Annotated in this window: 22 protein-coding genes and 1 tRNA gene; 9 read left to right on the top strand and 14 right to left on the bottom strand. The window is 67.2% G+C overall.

What is annotated here, in order from left to right; genetic code table 11:
* Positions 1-122 precede the first annotated feature (122 nt).
* Positions 123-524 (bottom strand): hypothetical protein, encoded by a 402-nt coding sequence (locus VGV58_RS01605; protein WP_414643836.1) that lies wholly within the window; start codon positions 522-524, stop codon positions 123-125.
* 164 nt (positions 525-688) lie between these two features.
* Between VGV58_RS01605 and VGV58_RS01600 the strand changes: the two genes are divergently transcribed.
* The 4 genes from VGV58_RS01600 to VGV58_RS01585 all read left to right on the top strand — a co-directional run bounded on the left by VGV58_RS01600 (position 689) and on the right by VGV58_RS01585 (position 3191).
* Positions 689-1387: an HAD-IA family hydrolase gene (locus tag VGV58_RS01600; protein ID WP_326872214.1), complete on the top strand. Its 699-nt coding sequence runs from the start codon at positions 689-691 to the stop codon at positions 1385-1387.
* Positions 1388-1423: 36 nt separating this feature from the next.
* Positions 1424-1498 (top strand) — tRNA-Val (locus VGV58_RS01595).
* Positions 1499-1676: 178 nt separating this feature from the next.
* Positions 1677-2426 (top strand): alpha/beta hydrolase, encoded by a 750-nt coding sequence (locus VGV58_RS01590; protein WP_326872213.1) that lies wholly within the window; start codon positions 1677-1679, stop codon positions 2424-2426.
* A gap of 81 nt (positions 2427-2507) precedes the next feature.
* Complete coding sequence (locus VGV58_RS01585; RefSeq protein WP_326872212.1) at positions 2508-3191, top strand: lysophospholipid acyltransferase family protein; 684 nt, start codon at positions 2508-2510, stop codon at positions 3189-3191.
* A 25-nt stretch (positions 3192-3216) separates the two neighbouring features.
* On the opposite strand, the gene VGV58_RS01580 is transcribed toward VGV58_RS01585, so the two are convergent.
* Entirely contained in the window at positions 3217-3885 is a 669-nt protein-coding gene (locus VGV58_RS01580; RefSeq protein ID WP_326872211.1) for an EipA family protein, read from the bottom strand.
* A 201-nt stretch (positions 3886-4086) separates the two neighbouring features.
* Here VGV58_RS01580 and VGV58_RS01575 point away from each other — a divergent pair, with 201 nt between their 5' ends.
* Positions 4087-5430, top strand: coding sequence for a HAMP domain-containing sensor histidine kinase (locus VGV58_RS01575; protein WP_326872210.1), 1344 nt, complete (start codon positions 4087-4089; stop codon positions 5428-5430).
* Between the two features lie 9 nt (positions 5431-5439).
* Here the strand turns inward: VGV58_RS01575 and VGV58_RS01570 are convergent, their stop codons facing one another.
* From VGV58_RS01570 to VGV58_RS01555, 4 genes are all read right to left on the bottom strand, one after another.
* The gene (locus tag VGV58_RS01570) at positions 5440-6123 is read right to left on the bottom strand and encodes a response regulator transcription factor (protein ID WP_326872209.1); all 684 of its coding nucleotides are present in this window, start codon (positions 6121-6123) and stop codon (positions 5440-5442) included.
* Between the two features lie 146 nt (positions 6124-6269).
* The gene (locus VGV58_RS01565; RefSeq protein WP_326872208.1) at positions 6270-6908 is read right to left on the bottom strand and encodes an outer membrane protein; all 639 of its coding nucleotides are present in this window, start codon (positions 6906-6908) and stop codon (positions 6270-6272) included.
* A 249-nt stretch (positions 6909-7157) separates the two neighbouring features.
* Positions 7158-7418 (bottom strand): hypothetical protein, encoded by a 261-nt coding sequence (locus VGV58_RS01560; RefSeq protein WP_326872207.1) that lies wholly within the window; start codon positions 7416-7418, stop codon positions 7158-7160.
* A 257-nt stretch (positions 7419-7675) separates the two neighbouring features.
* The gene (locus tag VGV58_RS01555) at positions 7676-8443 is read right to left on the bottom strand and encodes a hypothetical protein (RefSeq protein WP_326872206.1); all 768 of its coding nucleotides are present in this window, start codon (positions 8441-8443) and stop codon (positions 7676-7678) included.
* Between the two features lie 354 nt (positions 8444-8797).
* Here VGV58_RS01555 and VGV58_RS01550 point away from each other — a divergent pair, with 354 nt between their 5' ends.
* Positions 8798-9376, top strand: coding sequence for a L,D-transpeptidase (locus VGV58_RS01550; RefSeq protein WP_326872205.1), 579 nt, complete (start codon positions 8798-8800; stop codon positions 9374-9376).
* A 97-nt stretch (positions 9377-9473) separates the two neighbouring features.
* Here the strand turns inward: VGV58_RS01550 and VGV58_RS01545 are convergent, their stop codons facing one another.
* Together VGV58_RS01545 and VGV58_RS01540 are read right to left on the bottom strand one after the other, a co-directional pair.
* Positions 9474-9755 carry a hypothetical protein gene (locus tag VGV58_RS01545; protein ID WP_326872204.1) on the bottom strand — a complete coding sequence of 94 codons (282 nt, stop codon included), beginning with the start codon at positions 9753-9755 and terminating at the stop codon, positions 9474-9476.
* Between the two features lie 17 nt (positions 9756-9772).
* Positions 9773-10138, bottom strand: a complete 366-nt coding sequence (locus VGV58_RS01540) for a gamma-butyrobetaine hydroxylase family protein (RefSeq protein ID WP_326872203.1) — start codon at positions 10136-10138, stop codon at positions 9773-9775.
* 168 nt (positions 10139-10306) lie between these two features.
* Between VGV58_RS01540 and moaA the strand changes: the two genes are divergently transcribed.
* On the top strand, positions 10307-11308 hold the full coding sequence (moaA, locus tag VGV58_RS01535; protein ID WP_326872374.1) for a GTP 3',8-cyclase MoaA: 1002 nt from the start codon (positions 10307-10309) through the stop codon (positions 11306-11308).
* A 3-nt stretch (positions 11309-11311) separates the two neighbouring features.
* On the opposite strand, the gene VGV58_RS01530 is transcribed toward moaA, so the two are convergent.
* Positions 11312-12277: a GlxA family transcriptional regulator gene (locus VGV58_RS01530; RefSeq protein ID WP_326872202.1), complete on the bottom strand. Its 966-nt coding sequence runs from the start codon at positions 12275-12277 to the stop codon at positions 11312-11314.
* A 123-nt stretch (positions 12278-12400) separates the two neighbouring features.
* Between VGV58_RS01530 and VGV58_RS01525 the strand changes: the two genes are divergently transcribed.
* Together VGV58_RS01525 and VGV58_RS01520 are read left to right on the top strand one after the other, a co-directional pair.
* On the top strand, positions 12401-12808 hold the full coding sequence (locus VGV58_RS01525) for an MAPEG family protein (protein ID WP_326872201.1): 408 nt from the start codon (positions 12401-12403) through the stop codon (positions 12806-12808).
* Between the two features lie 45 nt (positions 12809-12853).
* Positions 12854-13795, top strand: a complete 942-nt coding sequence (locus VGV58_RS01520; protein WP_326872200.1) for a PLP-dependent cysteine synthase family protein — start codon at positions 12854-12856, stop codon at positions 13793-13795.
* Between the two features lie 27 nt (positions 13796-13822).
* On the opposite strand, the gene VGV58_RS01515 is transcribed toward VGV58_RS01520, so the two are convergent.
* The 5 genes from VGV58_RS01515 to VGV58_RS01495 form a co-directional block, all read right to left on the bottom strand.
* Positions 13823-14464, bottom strand: a complete 642-nt coding sequence (locus VGV58_RS01515) for a CDP-alcohol phosphatidyltransferase family protein (RefSeq protein WP_326872199.1) — start codon at positions 14462-14464, stop codon at positions 13823-13825.
* A complete protein-coding gene (locus VGV58_RS01510; RefSeq protein ID WP_326872198.1) occupies positions 14451-14834 on the bottom strand; it encodes a hypothetical protein in 384 nt (127 codons plus the stop codon). Before VGV58_RS01510 ends, VGV58_RS01515 begins: the two co-directional genes overlap by 14 nt.
* Positions 14835-14854: 20 nt before the next feature.
* A complete protein-coding gene (locus tag VGV58_RS01505) occupies positions 14855-15805 on the bottom strand; it encodes a phosphatidate cytidylyltransferase (protein ID WP_326872197.1) in 951 nt (316 codons plus the stop codon).
* A complete protein-coding gene (locus VGV58_RS01500; protein ID WP_326872196.1) occupies positions 15802-16440 on the bottom strand; it encodes a lysophospholipid acyltransferase family protein in 639 nt (212 codons plus the stop codon). The genes VGV58_RS01505 and VGV58_RS01500 overlap by 4 nt, the downstream gene beginning before the upstream one ends.
* Positions 16441-16579: 139 nt before the next feature.
* On the bottom strand, positions 16580-17924 hold a 1345-nt coding region (locus VGV58_RS01495), incomplete at its 5' end, for an autotransporter outer membrane beta-barrel domain-containing protein (RefSeq protein WP_326872195.1).

Below are 17924 nucleotides of genomic sequence, written 5' to 3'. Positions count from 1 at the left end.
CGGCGTGTTGAGCGGGTCGCCGGGGCTCTAGCACGCGGCGCAAGCGCTTGCCGATAGCAAACGCCGCATCGCCGCCGTGAATAAATTGCAGTAACCGTTCCGTGACCGGCCCGGCCGCAGTGCTACTTCACCATCGGCGTGCAGACGACCTTGTCGTCGAAGACGTAGCAGACGCTGAGCTCGCCGGTGCGGACATTGGCGCGGAAGATGCCGCCCTCACGCTCATGGCGCGAAGGTACCAGCACATAGTCGCTCGGCGCCTGCGGGCCGGCCCCCTCACCCGCCGGGAAGCAGACGGTGACACCGACGCCGCCCTCCTTGAGCTGGAACTGGCAAGCACCGACCTCGCCGGTCGCCTTGTCGATGCGATAGACGCGATTGAGATCGGTCTGCGGCGCCGGCGCGAACTCATAGGGCGCGGCGAGCGCCGCCCCGAAGACCGGCAAGACGAACAGGCCAGCGCCCAGCGCCCGGGCCAGGGAACGGCCAATGGTGCTGCTGGAACAGCTCGACAGTTTCGGCACCGCTGCGACCCCCTTCGACGATTCGTCCGCACCCTATCATGCCGGCGAAGCCGTATCATCGCGATTGCGGCAAGGTGACGACGGCATGGCGCCTCTTCCGTCCTGAGCCTTGCCAAGCCGCTCCAGCCGGCCTTTATGCGCAGGGCCACGTCACAGGATGGATCATGTCGCTTCCCCCGATCGTCGTCTTCGATCTCGACGGCACGCTCGCCGAGACCGCCCCCGACATCATGCGCACGCTCAACGTCATCCTCGAGCAGGAGGGCCTGGCGGCCCTTCCGGTCGAGCGGGCGCGCGAACTGGTGGGCGCCGGCGCGCGGGCGCTGATCGAGCGCGGCTTCAAGGTCAGTGGCCGGCCGCTCGATCCCGAGAAGCTGGAGCAGCTGTTCCAGGAGTTCCTGACGATCTATGCCGGCGGGACCGCCAATCACAGCTATGTCCATGACGGGGTCGTCGCCGCGCTCGACGCGCTCGCTGCCGATGGCTTCGTCTTTGCCGTCTGCACCAACAAGCCGATCCTGCACACGAAGCTCTTCCTCGATGCGGTCGGCCTGACCGAGCGCTTCGCGGCGATCGCCGGGCGCGACAGCTTCCCGTTCTTCAAGCCCGACCCGCGCCATCTCACGCAGACGATCGCACAGGCCGGCGCCGACCCGGCCCGCGCGGTGATGATCGGCGATTCGCGCACCGACGTGGACACGGCGCGCGCGGCGGGAATCCCGGTGGTCTGCGTGCCGTTCGGCTATACCGACGTGCCGGTCGAGGCGCTTGCGCCTGATCTGGTGATCCAGCACTTCGACGAATTGCCACAGGCGGTGCGGCGGCTGACCAGCGGCGAACCGGCCCTCGCTACTCATTCTTGACGGCGGCGGCGCACCCCACTAGGAACAGCGCGGTCCGGGCGGCTAGCTCAGCGGTAGAGCACTCCCTTCACACGGGAGGGGTCACAGGTTCGATCCCTGTGCCGCCCACCATTTCCCCGACATCGACGCGATCCGGACCACCCGCCCGCTGCAGAGTACATGGCGATCCGGCGGGCTGCACATTTCGTGCAATGTAGCCACCGAATCCTAGCGGCAGGCGCAGGCGCGACACGGTGACGGTGGCGCGCATCGTTCTGCGCCGCTTCAGGTGAATGGGTGACCTAACAACATGATCGGATTTCAGCAGCGTATCCTGCGCGCCCTCGGCGCGCTCGCGATCCTATGGTCGTTCACCACCCCGTCGGCGGGCCAGGCGGAGACGCCGATCGCGGTCAAGGGCGGCGAGACCGTCACGATCGCCGGCGTCCGCAGCATCCTCATCCGTGCTCCGCATCCCAAGGGCAGCGTGATCCTGCTGACCGGCGGCGATGGCCGGCTCGAGGTCGGCAGCGGCGCGCGTTTCGGCAAGGCCGGCGACAACGTCCTGATCCGCAATCGCGACGCCTTCGTCGCGCAGGGCTACAACGTGCTGCTCGCCGAACTCGGGACGAACCTCTCGGCGGCGGTCGACCATATGGCGGCGATCAAGCGTCCGGTCATCGTGGTTGCCACCAGCATGGGCACGATGCGTGCAGCCCAGGGGCTCGTGGAGGGCGCCATGCCGGACAGGCTCGTCCTCACCTCAGGCCTCCTGAGCAAGGCGTCCGGGCCCAGCGACAACACCGTCCAGAGCACCCTGGGGACGCCGAACCGGCTGCCGCGCACGCTCGCGCTGCATCATCGCGAGGATCGCTGTCGCCTGACGCTGCCCGCCGGCGTCGCCCCGTTCCAGGCCTGGGCGGGTGGGCGCGTCCAGGTCGAGTGGATGAGCGGCGGGCAGACAGACGAGGCCAATCCCTGTCGTTTCAGCGCACATCACGGCTTCGCCGGGCAGGACGAGGAGCTCGTTGCCCGCATCGTCAAGTTCATGATGCGCTGAAGCGACAGCCCTAGGGTCGCGCAATGTTGGAGCAAGCTGACGCGCCGATTTCTCCACCGGAATCACCGTGGAGATCGAATCATGCGATTCGGCACTGGGCAGTCTGCGGCGTTCGCCGGCCGCGCCCTGCACGCCTATCTCGCCTTCGTCCAGCGGACGACCCGCTTCAAGCCGGCGATCCCCGGCGTCAGGCCGTGGGAGCGCAGCCGCGAACCCTTCATCGCCCTGACCTGGCACGGCCAGCAGATGCTGAGTCTGGCGGCGCTCGACGGCGCGGCCGAGGTCGCGATCCTGACCTCGCTGCATTTCGACGGGACGGTAGTCGCCTCGGTGGTGGAGCGGGCGGGCTTCCGTGCCATTCGCGGCTCGGGTGCCCGAAGCCCGCTCAAGATCAAGACCAAGCGCGCCATTCCCGCCTTTTTCGAAATGCGCGAGGCGCTCCGCGAGGGCACCAGCCTCGTGCTTACAGCGGACGTCCCGAAGCTCGCGCGCGTCGCCGGCAAGGGGGCGATCCAGCTCGCTCGCGCCACCGGCCGACCGATCTACCTCTTCGCGGCGGTGACCAGCGCCCGCGTCGACCTCGACAACTGGGACAGGGCCAGCATCGCCCTGCCCTTCGGCCGTGGCTGCGTGCTCTGGTCGGAGCCGCTCTATGTCCGGCGGGCCGCCGATGAGCGCGAGATGGGCCTGATCGCGCTCGACATCTCGACCCAGCTCGACGAGCTCCATGCCACGGCGCACCGTCTCCTCGAACGGCGGCGCTAGGGCCGCGATCCTGCTTATCGGGACTTCAGCGACCGGGAGCGGCGCACTCGGCCGGCGTGGTGCAGATCATGCCGGGCGGGCGCAACTGCTCCGGCGCACCCGCCGGCTCGATGACGATGCGGCTGAGATCGCCGGAGAAGCGCAGGCCGAGACCGGAGGAGATCAGCACGATCCGCGCCCGGGGCGAGGCCAGAATGGTGGCGTTGGCGCCGGCGAGGAAATGGGCGCTGCCGCCGAGACTGGCATAGGTGCCGAAGACGTCCTCGTGCCGGTCGAGCCCATAGACCAGCATGATCACCCGGCCGTAATCGGCGCCGAGCCCGATGCCGACCGACAGGGCAGACCAGGTCACCGGCGTCGGGATCCCGTCGGAAAAGCGCAATTCGCCACTGCCATGGCGCCCGCCGAGCACGAAGGAGCCGCTGAGCTCGCCGCCGATGATATAGGCATTCGGTTCGCCGAAGAGCGCGAGCGAGCGCTCGATCGGGATGCTGACCGTCTTGGAAGTGGTGTCGAACACGCCTTCGACCAGTCGGGCAATGTCCTGCCGCGAGGTCGTCGGCAGCTGGCCGGCACGGACCTCGCCCTTGCTCACGGCTCCCTGCCCGAGCGCGAGTCCCGGTGCGAAGGCCAGCAGCGCGGCCAGCACGAGGCGCAGGCCGGGCCGACGCGACATGGCGCGCAGCGCATTCATCAGGCCGGCAGCTCCGGAAGAGAGTTGAACGGCAATGGCGATACGGTCCATGCAGAGACAGGAAATGGCGAGCGCCCGGTTCCACAAGCCATACCCGCATCGAGGTTCCGTGACGACTCGCAACGCTGCAGCAATCCCGCGCCAGGGACGAGCGACCGATCGGCCGGTCCGGACCGAGCGGCATGGCGGCGAGGCCCTGCCATGACCTCGCTGTCGCGCGCCCTCACCATCCGCCTGTCGCTGCTCGGCATCGTCCTGTTCACCGCCTTCATCGGTGCCGTCATCGCCTTTGCCCTGATCACCGAGGATCCTGGCGTCCTGCGCAACGACGTCACCTCCCAAGTGATCCAGCAGAGCGTGCGCGCTCCCTCCGGCAATGCCGTGCAGGTCGAAAAGACCGCGGGATTGTCCCGGATCGAGCGCGCCAGCCCCTCGCTCTGGTATCTCGTCTCCGATGGACGTTCCCTCGTCGAGTATGCGCCAGAATTGCGGCCGACCTTGCCGATCGACATCCGGCTCGACGGGCCGACCATCGCCGCGCAGATGCGGATCGGCGGCGAGAACGCGCTCGCCTTCGACGTGATCGAGAAGGACGGCAGCAGGATCATCGTCGCCACCCGCGGCGGCCAGCCGGGCTGGGACCTGATCCTCGGCTACTATCTGCGGGCAATCGCAGGCTCGGCGCTGGCGATCTCGGTGGTCTTCGGCCTCCTGATCGCCGGCGCGATCGCGATGTCGGTGTCCTATATCGGCGAGCGGCTGCGCAGCGCCGCCGAGGCCGCGGCCAGGATCGACCCGAAGGCGCCGCGCGGCCTGCTGCCCACCGAGGAAACCCCGATCGAGCTGATGCCGCTGACCACGGCGCTCAACGCCGCGCTCGACAAGATCGCCGGCAATATGGAGGTGCAGCGGCGCTTCATGAACAATGTCGCGCATGAGTTGCGCACGCCGCTGACGGTGATGCGTGGCCGGATCGACGCGCTGCCGAACGACCAGATGCGACTCGCGCTCACCACCGATGTCAGCCGGCTGACCACGATCGTCTCGTCGATGCTGCAGCTCGCCCGGCTGCACAGTACCGAATTGCCGTTCGAGCCGCTGCAGCTCAACGGCATCGCCCGCACGGTGCTGGCCGATCTCGCGCCGCTGATCCTGAGCAACGGCGCCGATGTCGCGCTGGAAGAAGAAGGCGAGCGCCGCGCGCTGATCGAGGCCAACGAGCCGACCGTGCGGGCGGCCATCGCCAACCTCGTCGACAATGCCCTGCGGCACGCGCAGGCGAAATCGACGATCCTGGTCAAGGTGATCGACGGCGCCGTGATCGAGGTCGCCGATGACGGGGTCGGCATCGCGCCGTCCGACCGCCCGCAGATGACCGAGGCGTTCAACCGGATGTCGCCAAACTCGACCGGCGCCGGGCTCGGGCTGACGATCGTGCGCGACATCATGGCCGCCCATGGCGGAACGCTCACCATCCTCGGCCAGCCGGGCGGCGGCACGATGGTGCGTCTCGTCTTTCCGCCGCAAGAGAGTGGCGGCGCCTGAGGCGCGGCGTTACTGCGCCAGCTCCGACACCCGCAGCATGTAGCCGATGCCGCGCAGCGAGGTGATCTCGACCGCTGCGCCGGCCTCCTTGAGCTTGCGCCGCAGCCGCGAGATCTGCGCTTCGAGCGTGTTGGATTCGATCAGGTCGTCGAAGCCGTAGACCGCCTCGATCAGGACGTCGCGAGTGACGACGCGGCCGACGCGCTGGACCAGCGCCTCGAGGATCAGCGCCTCGCGCCGGCGCAGGTCGAGCATCTCCGAGCCGACGGAGGCGCTGCGCCCCTCGAGATCGAGCGAGAGATTGCCGGCGGTGATCACAAGCGAGCGCTTGGGATTGCGCCGGCGCAGGATGACGCGCAGGCGTGCCAGCAGCTCCTCCGGCTCGAATGGCTTGACGAGATAGTCGTCCGCACCGCCGTTCAGGCCCTCGATCACGTCGGCCTTGGCGTCGCGAGCGGTCAAGACCAGGAAAGCGGGCCGCGCCTCGGAGGAATTCAGCGCCTTGACGATCGAGAGGCCGTCGCCGTCAGGCAGACGCCGATCGACGATCACGATGTCGAACGGCGTCGAGCGCAAGGCGGCAAGCGCCGCATCGATCGTCGTGGTGCGATCGGCGATCAGTCCGGCATTGGTGAGGAGCGAGGACAGGAAAGCCATCAACTGTGGCTCGTCCTCGACGATCAGGGCGCGCATGGAAGAAGCAATTCAGGGTGCACGGATGGAACGTGATGCCGGAATAGGGGCGAAATATCCAGACGCATCACGCTCCATCCATGCCTGGGCGCGGCGATGAGGCCGCAGGGCAGACCGGGCTGGTTTCCCGGCCCGGAGTTTCGGCGTCAGAAGCGGTAGTTCAGGCCGGCCTTGACGAGATGCTCGTTGACGCCGACGCGGGTGCGGCCATTGGCGAGCTGGAAGTTCTGCTTGCCGAGCGAGACGTAGTTGTATTCGAGCTTGGCGGAGAGGTTGTCGGTGATGCCGTATTCGGCGCCGGCGCCGACGACATAGCCGACCTTGCTCTTCTCCTTCGAGACCAGTCCGTTGCTGGCCTTCAGGCTGCCATAGGCGACACCGCCGAGGCCGTAGACCAGCACGCGGTCGAAGGCGATGCCGGCCCGGGCCTTGAGGGTGCTGACATAGCGCATGTCGGCGCTGGTGCCGCCGGTGCGCTTGGCGCCCTTGCCGAGGCCGTTCATCGAAACGTCGGCCTCGACACCGGTGACGAGCCCGCCCATCTGGAGGTTGTAGCCGACCTGGCCACCAAGCAGGATCTCGTTGCGACTCTTCTTGCCGGTCCCCTGGAAGCGATCGAAGGCGCCGCCAGTATGGACACCGGCATAGACGCCGTTCCAGTTATAGGGCCGCGGCGCGGAATAGGCCGGCCATTCCTGCCCGCGCACGGAACGATCGGCCGCCATGGCCGGGATCGCGAGCAGAGCCGACAGGCCGAGGCCTGCCAACAGGATGAAACGCTTCATCAAAGACTCCTTGCGGCGGCCCTAAATCGCCGCCGACGCATCAGGCCAGCAAAGTAAGAGGCGGATTCACCGACCAGGTTGTTTCAACCTGGTCGGATCCGGCTCTTGCGACCACGCATCCGGGCATCGGATCGGGTCAGCACGGCGCAGATTGCGGGCGAAGATTACGGCAACGTTGCCCGCAAAACGGGGCACGCTCCCTGCGAACAGGCCGCGGGGGGCGATGGCGCGGTGCTGCTGACAGGGCGTTTAGTTCTTTGTGACGGGCTTCTGCGCACCGTTCGCCCATTCAGCCAGCGGAGCGGTCGCCATGAACTGCTCGATCGCGAGCAGGACGATGTCGCCGGAATGGCCGGAGCGGCGCAGGCCGAGGATCAGGCGGGCCAGCCATTCGCGATGGGGATTCTCGAACGGTCCATAGATCGGGCCGACATGCAGCCACGCCTCGTGAAAGGCCGTCCCGAGGGCAGCGAGTTCTTCAGGGCCCGCATTGAACTGGCAGGTAGGCATGGCGAACCTCCCGGCATGTCGCATGAGCGGACCAGAGCCGGCCCGGCTTTGCAATCGGAAGTTGCCCCTCGATCTGAAGACTAGGAGAACGGCCGGTTAACGGCAATCGGAGAGATCGCCGCAAGCGACGCACGATCCCGCGAGGATGCGGCTCCTGGAGCAATTCCAGCAAAAGTGCGTAGCGGTTTTCCGTCCAGAATTGCGTAAAAACAAAGAGATGGAGCATTGGAGGCGAACCCGGGTTCGCCGGAAATGCTCTAGTTCTCCGACCATTCCTTCTTCAATCCGCGATCCGGATTCTCCATCGCTCCCAGCGGCACCAGTTGCGCCGCCCAGCCGGCCGCTTCCGAGGTCGGGTAGTTCGCCATCAGCACGCGCAGCGCGATGCGCGCATCCACATAGAGCTTCCTGTCGATATACAGCTTCTTGATCCGGTAGAATTCCGCCTTGGCCTCCGCATCCGCCGAAGAGGGATCCCACCAGCGCTGCCCCGGCTTCTCGGCGTAGAACTTGCCGGCGGGGGAGATGGTCACCGTGATCCCGCTGTAGCCCCAGCCGTCCCAGCCCCCTTGCGCATCGACCGCACCGGTGACCGGGACGTTGAAGGTCTGCGCCACGGCCCAGAGGAAGCGCAGCCCGCGCCCTTTCGGATCGCCGCTGTATTTTCCGAGATCGCGATCGAGCTTCTTTTCGCTGGCGCAGCCGCAGCCATGGATCTCGATGCGGGCCATGGGAGCGAACGCCTTGCGCAATTGCGTGTACTTCGACGAGACCGAGCTGCGGTCCTCGATCCCCGGGAAATCGAACTCGCCGGCGTCGCCATGCGCCAGCAGGCGCAGGATCTTGATCCTGTTCCCGTTCGCCGCAGCCAGGACCTTGTCGATGGCCTTCTGGGGCGAATAGCCCTTGGGTATGCCGGTGTGCCCGGTCGGCAATGAGTCGGCCCCACCCCGCTTCAGGTTGAAGGCATGGATCATGGTGGAGTCCTCAAGGTAGACGGCATGGACTGCGACTTCGTTGGCCATGCGCCTCTCCACCTCGAAACAATGCCCGGCTTCGGCCTCGTCCGGGCTGCGGACCAGGCCAGCAGCTTCCCTAGCGTGCACTGAATCGAGCTTCGTCCTTCATTCGGAGGAGCCGCCCCGCGCCCCGCCACGGTCCCGCCCGAAAAGCGCCCAGATCGAGCCAAGCGGCATCCAGACGCCCGCGCCTGTTGCAACCCCGCAACGGACGCCTTCAAAGCTCGAAAGGTCGCGTCGATGTGAACGTCGATCGATTGAACGGCAGCCACTGCTCTGCCAGAGATTTGAGGAATTGTTGACGTTTTTCCGTCACCTTTCCTCGTGCCCGCCATCCTGCAATCCCCTTCCGAGGTCGCAATGCTCCGCTCCTTCCGTTTGGCCCTGATCGCCGGCACGGCCGTCGCGGCCACGGCGACCGCCGCTGTCGCCGAAATCGACCCGCTCACTCGCCAGCCGCTGGTCACCTATGTCGACCCTGCCAAGGCGCAGGCGACCGCGATCCCCCGCGAGGTCGTCTCCTTCAGCGGCACCTACCGTCCCGGCACGATCGTGATCAACACGAGCGAGCGCCGCCTCTATTTCGTCCTGCCCGATGGCAAGGCCGTCCGCTACGGCGTCGGTGTCGGCCGCCCGGGCTTCGACTGGGCCGGCTCGCAGACCATCACCCGCAAGGCCGAGTGGCCGGGCTGGACCCCGCCGGCGCAGATGCTGAAGCGCCGCCCCGACCTGCCGCGCTTCATGCCCGGCGGCCCGGAGAACCCGCTCGGCGCCCGCGCCATGTATCTCGGCTCGACCCTGTACCGCATCCACGGCTCGAACGAGCCGGAGACGATCGGCCAGGCGGTTTCCTCGGGCTGCATCCGCATGCTGAACGAGGACGTGATCGACCTCTACGAGCGCGCCAAGGTCGGCACCCGCGTCGTCGTCGCCCGCTGAGCGACTGCACGCTTCCAGGATTGCGAAAGGCCGGCGTTTCGCCGGCCTTTTTCTTTGGCACGATTACCCGATTTCCGGTTTCGCCCGCACGAAACCGCTAACTCAGGTTGTTGCCCCAGATCATGATCGACGCGGAGAAGGTGACGAGGCCGATTGCCGCCAGGACGAGCGCGCGAAAACGGGTCCGAGCCTTGCTGTGGATCAAGCCAGTCATCAGTGTTGCAAGCGTCCAGAGGCCCGTGAATGCCAGAAGCGCCAAGGTGTAGACCGGGCCGGAGAGATCATAACCACCTCCTCCGATCGATGGGTGTTCCGAAGAGCTGGGGCTGAGGTTCCAAACCAGAACACCCACGACCACGGCGAAGACCGTGATCCACACGTAGAATCCTCTGTCCTTCACCGCCTCACCCGCTCCCGCGACAATCCCTTCGCCGCGAGATCGTCGAGATAGGCCTGCAGCTTCGCCTCGCCGTCGCGGCCGAGCTCGCGCAGATAATCCCAACCGTAGATGCCGGTGTCGTGCATGTCGTCGAAGGTCAGCCTCACCGCATAGTGACCGACCGGCTCGACCTTCAGGATTTCGACCTCGCGCTTGCCGGGCACCGTCTGCTTCTGCGTCGGGCCGTGGCCCTGGACCTCGGCCGAGGGGCTCTCCACCCGCAGCAATTCGGCCGAGAGCGCATGGCTCTCGCCGCTCTCGAAGGTGACATGCAACGTACGGCGATCCTTCGAGAGGCGGATCTCGCTCGGCCAATCTGACATCTTCGTGTTTCTCCAGAACGGCTTGCGACCATCAGCCCGCTTGACCGCGGGCTTGCCGCCGACAATGCTCGCTTCCTATATCAGAGCAACGGCAGGCGCACTGCGCCGCAAGACCGCGATCGCCCGAGGATTTCAGCCGTCGTGCTGCATGACCCCGTCCGCCCCCTGATGCGTGCGCCGCTGACCGACCCGTTCGGCCGCGACATCTCCTATTTGCGCATCTCGGTGACGGATCGCTGCGATTTCCGCTGCGTCTACTGCATGTCCGAGGACATGGCCTTCCTGCCGAAACGCGATCTCCTGACCCTTGAGGAGGTCGACCGCGTCGCCAGCGCCTTCGTCTCGCGCGGAACGCGCAAGCTGCGCATCACCGGCGGCGAGCCGCTGGTGCGGCGCGACATCATGAACCTGTTCCGCTCGCTCTCGCGCCATCTGGCCTCGGGCGCGCTCGACGAGCTCACCGTGACCACCAACGGCTCGCAGCTCGCCCGCTATGCGCAGGAGCTGGCCGATTGCGGCGTGCGCCGCGTCAACGTGTCGATGGACACGCTCGACCCCGACAAGTTCCGCAAGATCACGCGCTGGGGCGACCTCTCCAAGGTGCTCGCCGGGATCGAGGCGGCGCGCGCCGCCGGCCTGCGGGTCAAGATCAATGCGGTGGCGCTGAAGGGCGTCAACGAGGACGAGATCGAAGGGCTGATGCAGTGGGCCCATGGGCTCGGCATGGACCTGACGCTGATCGAGGTGATGCCGCTCGGCGAGATCGAGCCGGCCCGGCTCGACCAGTTCCTGCCGCTCTCGATGGTGCGGGCCAAGCTGATGGACCGCTATACGCTCGACGACGATCCGTACCGGACCGGCGGGCCGGCGCGCTATGTCAGGGTGCAGGAGACCGGCGGGCTCGTCGGCTTCATCACGCCGATGACCCATAATTTCTGCGAGAGCTGCAACCGCGTGCGCCTGACCTGCACCGGCACGCTCTATATGTGCCTCGGCCAGGAGGACGCCGCCGATCTGCGCGCGCCGATCCGCGCCTCCAGCGACGACACCCTGCTCTACCGGGCGATGGAAGAGGCGATCTCGCGCAAGCCCAAGGGCCACGACTTCGTCATCGACCGGCGCCAGCCCCGCGCGGCAGTCGGCCGGCATATGAGCGTGACCGGGGGCTGAACCTTACGAGCGCATCTCGGCCCGCAATTCCCGGACACCATGTCCGAGCCGGCGCCGCAGCAAGGTGCGCAAGGTCGCCGTGTCGGCATAGCCGACTTCTCCCGCGATGCTGTCCAGGCTCTCTCCGATCGAGACGAGGTGCCGGGCACGCTCGACCCGCATGTCCTGGAAGAAGGCGAGCGGCGACTTGCCCAGCACGGCCTCGGTGCGCCGTTGCAGGGTTCGCGCGCTGACCGCCAGCGCGCTCGCCGCCTCCTGGAGCGAGAAGCCTAAGGCCAGATTGGCGCGTGCCCAGCGCTCGAAGCGCTCGATGAGCGGGTCGGCATGGGCGAGGTGGTCGGGGATGATGTATTGAGCCTGCGAGGACCGCTTGTCGATCAGCATGACGCGCGCGACCAGCGCCGCGATTTGCGGGCTCGCCTGACGCACCAGCCATAGCGCTAGGTCGAGATGCCCCATCATCGCACCCGCCGTGACCACCTGGCCGGCCGGAATGAGCATGCGTGAATCGTCCAGCCTCACCTGCGGATAGCGCTGGCGGAACAATGGCGCGAGCGACCAGGTCGTCGTCGCCTCGCGCCCGTCGAGAATCCCGGCCTCCGCCAGCAGGAAGGTGCCAATGCAGGCCCCTGCCATGCCCACTCCCTCCGCCTGCCAGCCGCGCAGGTGAGCGAGCCCCTCGGCGACGTCCGTTCTTCCCAAGGCCTCGACCAGCCGGTCCGGCTGCTTGGCGTTCAAGGCCGGCACAATCACCCAATCCGGCTTGCGGGCCGTATCCGGCAAGGCGGCGCTTGCGGTCAGCCCCATCGCGGTGCGCACCTGTCCGCTGATGCCGACGAGCTGCACATCGAATAGGGGCCGATCGATCCCCTGCATCGCCGCCAGCTCGTTCGCGGTGGAGAAGGTGTCGAGCAGCACCGTCAAGCCGGTATCGAAGACGCCGTCGAGAGCGAGCACGGTCAAGCGCATGGCGTAAATGACCTCAAGATTGTCATTTACGACGATAGTGACCTCGCCTGCTCAGGTCTAGCGTCCGCCCATAGTCCTCGCCGGACCGCCACTCGCCCTATCGATCCAATCAGTGGACGCGCCATGACGCTCACGCCGGAACTCTATTGCCTGACGCTGGCCGCCGCCGCGACGGTCCTGATGTGGATCCCCTACATGCTTGCGCGGATCGTGACCCGCGGCCTCATGGCGGCGATGGCCAATCCCGACCCATCGTTTGCACCGGACCCGGCCTGGGCCGAGCGCGCGCGGCGGGCGCATGCCAACGCCGTCGAAAACCTCGCGGTGTTCGCGCCACTGGTTCTGATTGCGGCTCTCGCCGGTATCAGCACGGCGGCGACGGTCTTCGCGGCCAAGCTCTACCTGGCGGCGCGGCTGATCCATTACGTGGTCTACACCGCCGGCATCCCGATCATCCGGACGCTCGCCTTCGCGGCCGGCTTCGGCGCGACAATCGTCTTCGTCGCCGCGCTGCTTGGCCAAGCCGGCTAGCGCGCATCGAGCACGCCCTCCCACGGACAACCTTACGAGACAGCGATGAACCCAATACCCGCCACCATCCTCGACACGATCGGCAACACGCCGCTGCTGGCCCTGCGCAATGTCGTCCCGGCCAATGGCGCCCGCATCCTACTCAAGCTGGAAGCCCGCAATCCGACGGGCAGCATGAAGGACCGCATGGCGCTGGCGATGATCGAGGCGCCGGAAGCCGATGGCCGGCTGAAGCCGGGCGGCGCGGTCGTCGAATACACCGGCGGCAGCACCGGCGTCTCGCTGGCGCTGGTCTGCGCGGTGAAGGGACATCCGCTCCACCTCGTGACCTCCGACGCCTTTTCCAAGGAGAAGCTCGATCATATGCGCCTGCTCGGCGCCAAGCTGACGATCGTGCCGAGCGAGAACGGCAAGCAGACCGCGAAGCTGACCAGGGACATGATCGCCGAGGCGCATCGCATCGCCGGCGAACTCGGCGCTTACATCACCGCCCAGATGGAAAACACCGACCAACTGGCGGCCTATGCCCGGCTCGCCGACGAGATCTGGGAGCAGACCGGCGGCCGGATCGACGGCTTCGTCCAGAGCGTCGGGACGGCAGCAGCGCTGCGCGGCACCTCTGAGACGCTGCGCCGGCGTGACGACAGGATCCGCTTCGTCGCGGTCGAACCGGCGGAATCAGCGGTGCTCTCGGGCGGGCCGTCCGGCGCGCACAAGATCGACGGGATCGGCGCGGGCTATGTCGTGCCGCTCTGGCATGACGGCATCGCCGACGAGATCGAACAGGTCTCGACGGAAGAAGCCAAGGCGATGGCGTTTCGCCTGGCGGCGGAGGAAGGCCTGTTCTGCGGCACCTCGACCGGCGCCAATGTCACGGCCGCGCTGCGGCTGGCCGAACGGCTCGGGCCGGATGCCACCATCGTCACCATCATGTGCGATACCGGCATGAAATACCTGAAGACGTTCTCGCAGGCGCTTGACCATTGACCGCGCCCGCACTGGGGCTCAGAGGACTCAGCGAGCCCTCAAGCCGCGCACGATGTTCGCCGCCCGCCTGAGAGCGGTCACGGCCGCGCCCATCGCGATCAGCCAAAGGGCGGTGGTCAGCACGTCGTTATGGCCGCGCCAGATCGGTTCCAGCAGCGACAGCAGCGCCGCCGCCGTGATCGTCGCCATACGGTGCTGCTTGGCCATCGGGCCGGAGAAATCGGCCGGCAGCCCGCAATTTCGGCCGAGTTCGCGGGTGTAGGCGGTCAGTACCGCAAAAGCGGCCGCCGCCCAGCCCAGCGCGGGAGCACCGATCCCGTAGCCGACGCCGGCGAGGATCAGGATATCGGCGACCCGGTCGGGGAATTCGTTCCAGAACGGTCCGTCGGCAGCCTGCTTGCCACCTTCGATCGCGACCATGCCGTCGAAGAGATTGCAGAGCAGCCGGAACTGGCAGAACAGGGCCGCGGCAAGCAGCAGCACGATGCGCGGCCCGGAAGCCGCCGTGCCCGCGAGCCAAAAGGCCGCGCCGGCGCCGGCCGCCATCGCCATGCTCGCCATCGAGATCTGGTTCGGCGTGATCCCGGTCGCGCTCAGCCGGCGCGCAATCGCCCGGGCCCAGCCGGTGTCCCGGCTCGAGAGCGGCCGCCGATCGTCACTCTGCGCCATGGTTCATGGCCTTCCTGCTGCGCCACAGCGAATAATTGTAGAGCGCCGCATAGCTGGTCGCGACGGTGAGCGGGACGGCGATGGTCCTCGCGATCTCGGGCGTGCCGCCGATCGTGTGGATGACCGTCAGCAGACTGGCGGACACGACACCTGCGATCACTGGCGGCGCCAGCAGCGCGGTAAGGCCAGTGAAGCTGCTGGCGAGATACTCGATGCCGCGCTTCAGCAGCAGGGTGATGAGAGCGGACAGTGTGCCCTGGATCAACCCGGCGAGGAGCGGCGCCGGCATGGGATGGGCGCGGTTGGCGAACGCCGCCCAGCTGCCCATGGCGAGGAAGGCGAAGCCGACATGGACGATGCTGCTTTGCATCAGGCGCGCCAGCGGCGGGCTCACGTCGTCGACCAACCATAGCGGACGAGATGGAAGAAGATCGGAGCGGAGAACACCACCGAATCGAGCCGGTCGAGGAAACCACCATGGCCGGCGATCAGATGGCCCCAGTCCTTGATGCCGCGATCGCGCTTGATCGCCGACATCACCAGCCCGCCGAAGAAGCCCATCAGCACGATCACCAGCGCCAGGAACGCCGCCTGCAGCGGCGTGAACGGCGTCATCCAGGACAGGGCCGCCCCGACCGCCGTTGCGCTGAGCGCGCCGCCGACGAAGCCCTCGACCGTCTTGGAGGGCGACAGCCTGGGCGCGATCTTGGTCCGGCCGAGCAGCTTGCCCCAGACATATTGCAGCACATCGCTCATCTGCACGACGATGACGAGGAAGGCGATCAGCAGGACGTTGCGCCCCTGAAAACCGGGGATGTCGAGGCTGAGCAGCGCCGGCACATGCGAGATGCAGAAGACGCAGATCATCAGCGCCCACTGCACCTCGGCGATGCGCACGAGGAAATGCTCGGTGTCGCCGCGCAGCGACGCAATGATCGGCATCAGCAGGAAGGCGTAGACGGGAATGAAGATCGAGTAGAGCCCGTACCACTCGGTCCAGATCAGATAGAACTGCACCGGCAGCACGACGAAGAAGCCGGCCGCCAGCGCCCAATGATCGGCGCGGCGCGTGTCCGTCAACGTGATGAACTCGCGCAGCGCTGCGAAGGAGCAGAAGCCGAAGAGCAGCGTCACGCCGGTCTTGCCGCCGATCAGCGCCAGGCCCATCAGCACGATCATGATCCACCAGGCGCGGATGCGGTCGTTCAGGTTCTCGACCACGGCATTCGAGCCGTCGGGCGACAGCCGGCGCTGCAGCACGTAGCCGACAGTGGACGCGACGATCAGGACGCCGAGCAGGCCGGCCAGCACGGCGAGGAGATCGGGATGCGGCATCGTCATGGCGCGTTCGCCTTCGGTGACAGCGCGAGCAGCGCCGCTTCAGCCCTCGCCAGGAAATCCTGCTTGGCCTCAGCCTCGGCAAGGGTGAGAGCCGCGCCAAAGGTGACGGTGCAGACCAGCGGCACCGGCACGAACTCGCCCTTCGGCATGACGCGGTTGAGATTGTCGATCCAGACCGGCACGAGCGCCACGTTCGGGCGCGCCTGCGCCAGATGGAACAGCCCGCTCTTGAACGGGAGCAGCGGCGCATCCGTGGTGTTGCGCGTACCCTCAGGAAAGACGATCAGAGAGGAGCCGGCATCGAGCGCTTCGGTCATCTGGACGATCGGGTCAGCCGTTCGCGTCGCGGGATCGCGGTCAATCAGGACGGCGTTGAAGACGTCGCGGCCGATGAAGCGCCGCAGGCTGCTCTTCAGCCAGTAGTCGCTGCCGGCGACCGGCCGGGTCGCGAAGCGCATGCGGCGCGGCAGCACGGTCCAGATCAGGACGAAATCGCCGTGGCTGGCGTGGTTGGCGAAATAGATGCGCTGCTCGTCGGTCGGCGCGACGCCGTCCCAGCGCCCGCGCACCGCCGTGATGAAGCGGGCAAAGAACAGAATAAGCGCGCCAGCCAGGCCGGCTCCGATGTCGCGCATTCCCCCCACCCGATTACCAGCCTGACGATGGCGTAGCGTTCATCTCGAACGCTGTCGAGATTGCGGAGGTCTGGGACGAATTCGAAAGCTGCGAGGGCGCGCTCTGATCTGCTTATCGGCCAGCTGCCGACCCTTTTCCTCAGAACCTGACGGCGAGGTTTGCCTTGAAGGCGTGGTCCTGCGCGTCCTGTGCGAGCTGGGCGGTGTAGGAGGCGCCGAGGCTGATGTTCGGACCGAGCCCAAGATCGAGCCCGGCCTCGACCAGAGCGGCATCCCGCGCGATCGGCAGGCCGGCGATGGCGAACGGGTTGCTGCCGGCAAAGGCGAGCGTCGTCTTCGGATCGACATCGCCGAAGGCATGGCGCCAGCCGAGCCCGCCGCGCAGGGTCAGGTCCATGCCGGAGAGGCGCGTCGTCGTCGCGGCGCGCAGGCCGAGCGTGGTGTAGCCGAGGCTCGTGTCGTCGCTGGTGCCGGCGAGTGCCGCAGCCCCGGTGCCGCGCTCGCTGAAGCGATCGCTGCGCAGCAGGACATAGGCCAGGCCGGCATAGGGCTCGAGCGCGACCTGGCCCAAGGCGGTCTGGCCGAGATCGATGCGATAGCCGGCCTCGCCGAAGAGCTGCAGGGTCCCGGCATCGTAATCGGCGCGCAAGGTGTCGCCGAGCCCGGCCGCGACGATGCTGCGCCGGGTCGAAAGATCGTGCCAAGTGTAGCTCAGGCCGGTGCGCAGGTTGAGGGCGCCGAACTGCCCGCCGCCATAGAGGCCCAGATGATAGTTGTCGCTCTCACCCGAGGAGAGCCGGCCGTTGACGTCGAACTTGCTGTGGCTGAAGCCGGCGACGACGCCGAGGCGCAAATTGTCGAAGACGGCGGCATCGGCGCCGACCAGCAGGCCGCCGGTCGAGCGGGAGAGGCTGGCGGCATTGCCGTCGCTGCGCGTGCGCCCCCAGGAGCCATAGCCCTGGCCCCAGACGGCGAAGCGCTCGGCCGAGGGCGGCTTCGGCATCGGTCCTTTCACCGCCGGCGCGAGGTCGGCGGTGAAGCCATAGGACAGCGTCGCCATCGGGGCGGCGCCGACCGCACCGAAAGCCGAGCGCAGGCGGTCGTTCACCGCCGAGCGCAGCAGCCAGCTCTCATCGACCAGCACGGTGCGAGCCGTGGCATGAACCTCGCCGGCGAGCTGGCCGAGCGCGCCGCGCGCCGCCTCGACCGTCGGCTGGTTGTAGACGCCGGTCTGGACGGCGTTGCCACTCGGCAGGCTGTCGACGGCGTTGCCGACCGCCTGCTCATTGCCGGTGCCGCCGACATTGCCGGCCGTCGCGGTCTGGACCACCGTCAGATAGGCATTGGTGGCGTCGCTGCTGTTGCGCAGGCTGAGGAAGGCCGACAGCGTCAGGTCGCCGCCATAGCTGCCGGTCAGCCCGGTCGAGGTCAGGATGGTGTAGCGCTGGCCGGCGACGAAGGTCCCGCCGGTATAGTTGATCACC

The sequence above is a fragment of the Allobosea sp. genome, from assembly GCF_035944895.1.
In the GTDB taxonomy this organism is placed as follows: domain Bacteria; phylum Pseudomonadota; class Alphaproteobacteria; order Rhizobiales; family Beijerinckiaceae; genus Allobosea.
This window is presented reverse-complemented; position numbering and strand designations above follow the sequence as displayed.

What these genes read in the sequence shown, in the direction of transcription:
- VGV58_RS01600 (WP_326872214.1), top strand. Translation starts at nt 689, where the DNA reads ATGTCGCTTCCCCCGATCGTCGTCTTCGATCTCGACGGCACGCTCGCC.
- VGV58_RS01540 (WP_326872203.1), bottom strand. Translation starts at nt 10,138, where the DNA reads ATGTCAGATTGGCCGAGCGAGATCCGCCTCTCGAAGGATCGCCGTACG.
- VGV58_RS01500 (WP_326872196.1), bottom strand. Translation starts at nt 16,440, where the DNA reads ATGCGCGACATCGGAGCCGGCCTGGCTGGCGCGCTTATTCTGTTCTTT.
- VGV58_RS01530 (WP_326872202.1), bottom strand. Translation starts at nt 12,277, where the DNA reads ATGCGCTTGACCGTGCTCGCTCTCGACGGCGTCTTCGATACCGGCTTG.
- VGV58_RS01585 (WP_326872212.1), top strand. Translation starts at nt 2,508, where the DNA reads ATGCGATTCGGCACTGGGCAGTCTGCGGCGTTCGCCGGCCGCGCCCTG.
- VGV58_RS01525 (WP_326872201.1), top strand. Translation starts at nt 12,401, where the DNA reads ATGACGCTCACGCCGGAACTCTATTGCCTGACGCTGGCCGCCGCCGCG.
- VGV58_RS01515 (WP_326872199.1), bottom strand. Translation starts at nt 14,464, where the DNA reads ATGGCGCAGAGTGACGATCGGCGGCCGCTCTCGAGCCGGGACACCGGC.
- VGV58_RS01510 (WP_326872198.1), bottom strand. Translation starts at nt 14,834, where the DNA reads ATGCAAAGCAGCATCGTCCATGTCGGCTTCGCCTTCCTCGCCATGGGC.
- VGV58_RS01575 (WP_326872210.1), top strand. Translation starts at nt 4,087, where the DNA reads ATGACCTCGCTGTCGCGCGCCCTCACCATCCGCCTGTCGCTGCTCGGC.
- VGV58_RS01565 (WP_326872208.1), bottom strand. Translation starts at nt 6,908, where the DNA reads ATGAAGCGTTTCATCCTGTTGGCAGGCCTCGGCCTGTCGGCTCTGCTC.
- VGV58_RS01505 (WP_326872197.1), bottom strand. Translation starts at nt 15,805, where the DNA reads ATGACGATGCCGCATCCCGATCTCCTCGCCGTGCTGGCCGGCCTGCTC.
- moaA (WP_326872374.1), top strand. Translation starts at nt 10,307, where the DNA reads ATGCGTGCGCCGCTGACCGACCCGTTCGGCCGCGACATCTCCTATTTG.
- VGV58_RS01580 (WP_326872211.1), bottom strand. Translation starts at nt 3,885, where the DNA reads ATGAATGCGCTGCGCGCCATGTCGCGTCGGCCCGGCCTGCGCCTCGTG.
- VGV58_RS01560 (WP_326872207.1), bottom strand. Translation starts at nt 7,418, where the DNA reads ATGCCTACCTGCCAGTTCAATGCGGGCCCTGAAGAACTCGCTGCCCTC.
- VGV58_RS01520 (WP_326872200.1), top strand. Translation starts at nt 12,854, where the DNA reads ATGAACCCAATACCCGCCACCATCCTCGACACGATCGGCAACACGCCG.
- VGV58_RS01590 (WP_326872213.1), top strand. Translation starts at nt 1,677, where the DNA reads ATGATCGGATTTCAGCAGCGTATCCTGCGCGCCCTCGGCGCGCTCGCG.
- VGV58_RS01570 (WP_326872209.1), bottom strand. Translation starts at nt 6,123, where the DNA reads ATGCGCGCCCTGATCGTCGAGGACGAGCCACAGTTGATGGCTTTCCTG.
- VGV58_RS01555 (WP_326872206.1), bottom strand. Translation starts at nt 8,443, where the DNA reads ATGGCCAACGAAGTCGCAGTCCATGCCGTCTACCTTGAGGACTCCACC.
- VGV58_RS01550 (WP_326872205.1), top strand. Translation starts at nt 8,798, where the DNA reads ATGCTCCGCTCCTTCCGTTTGGCCCTGATCGCCGGCACGGCCGTCGCG.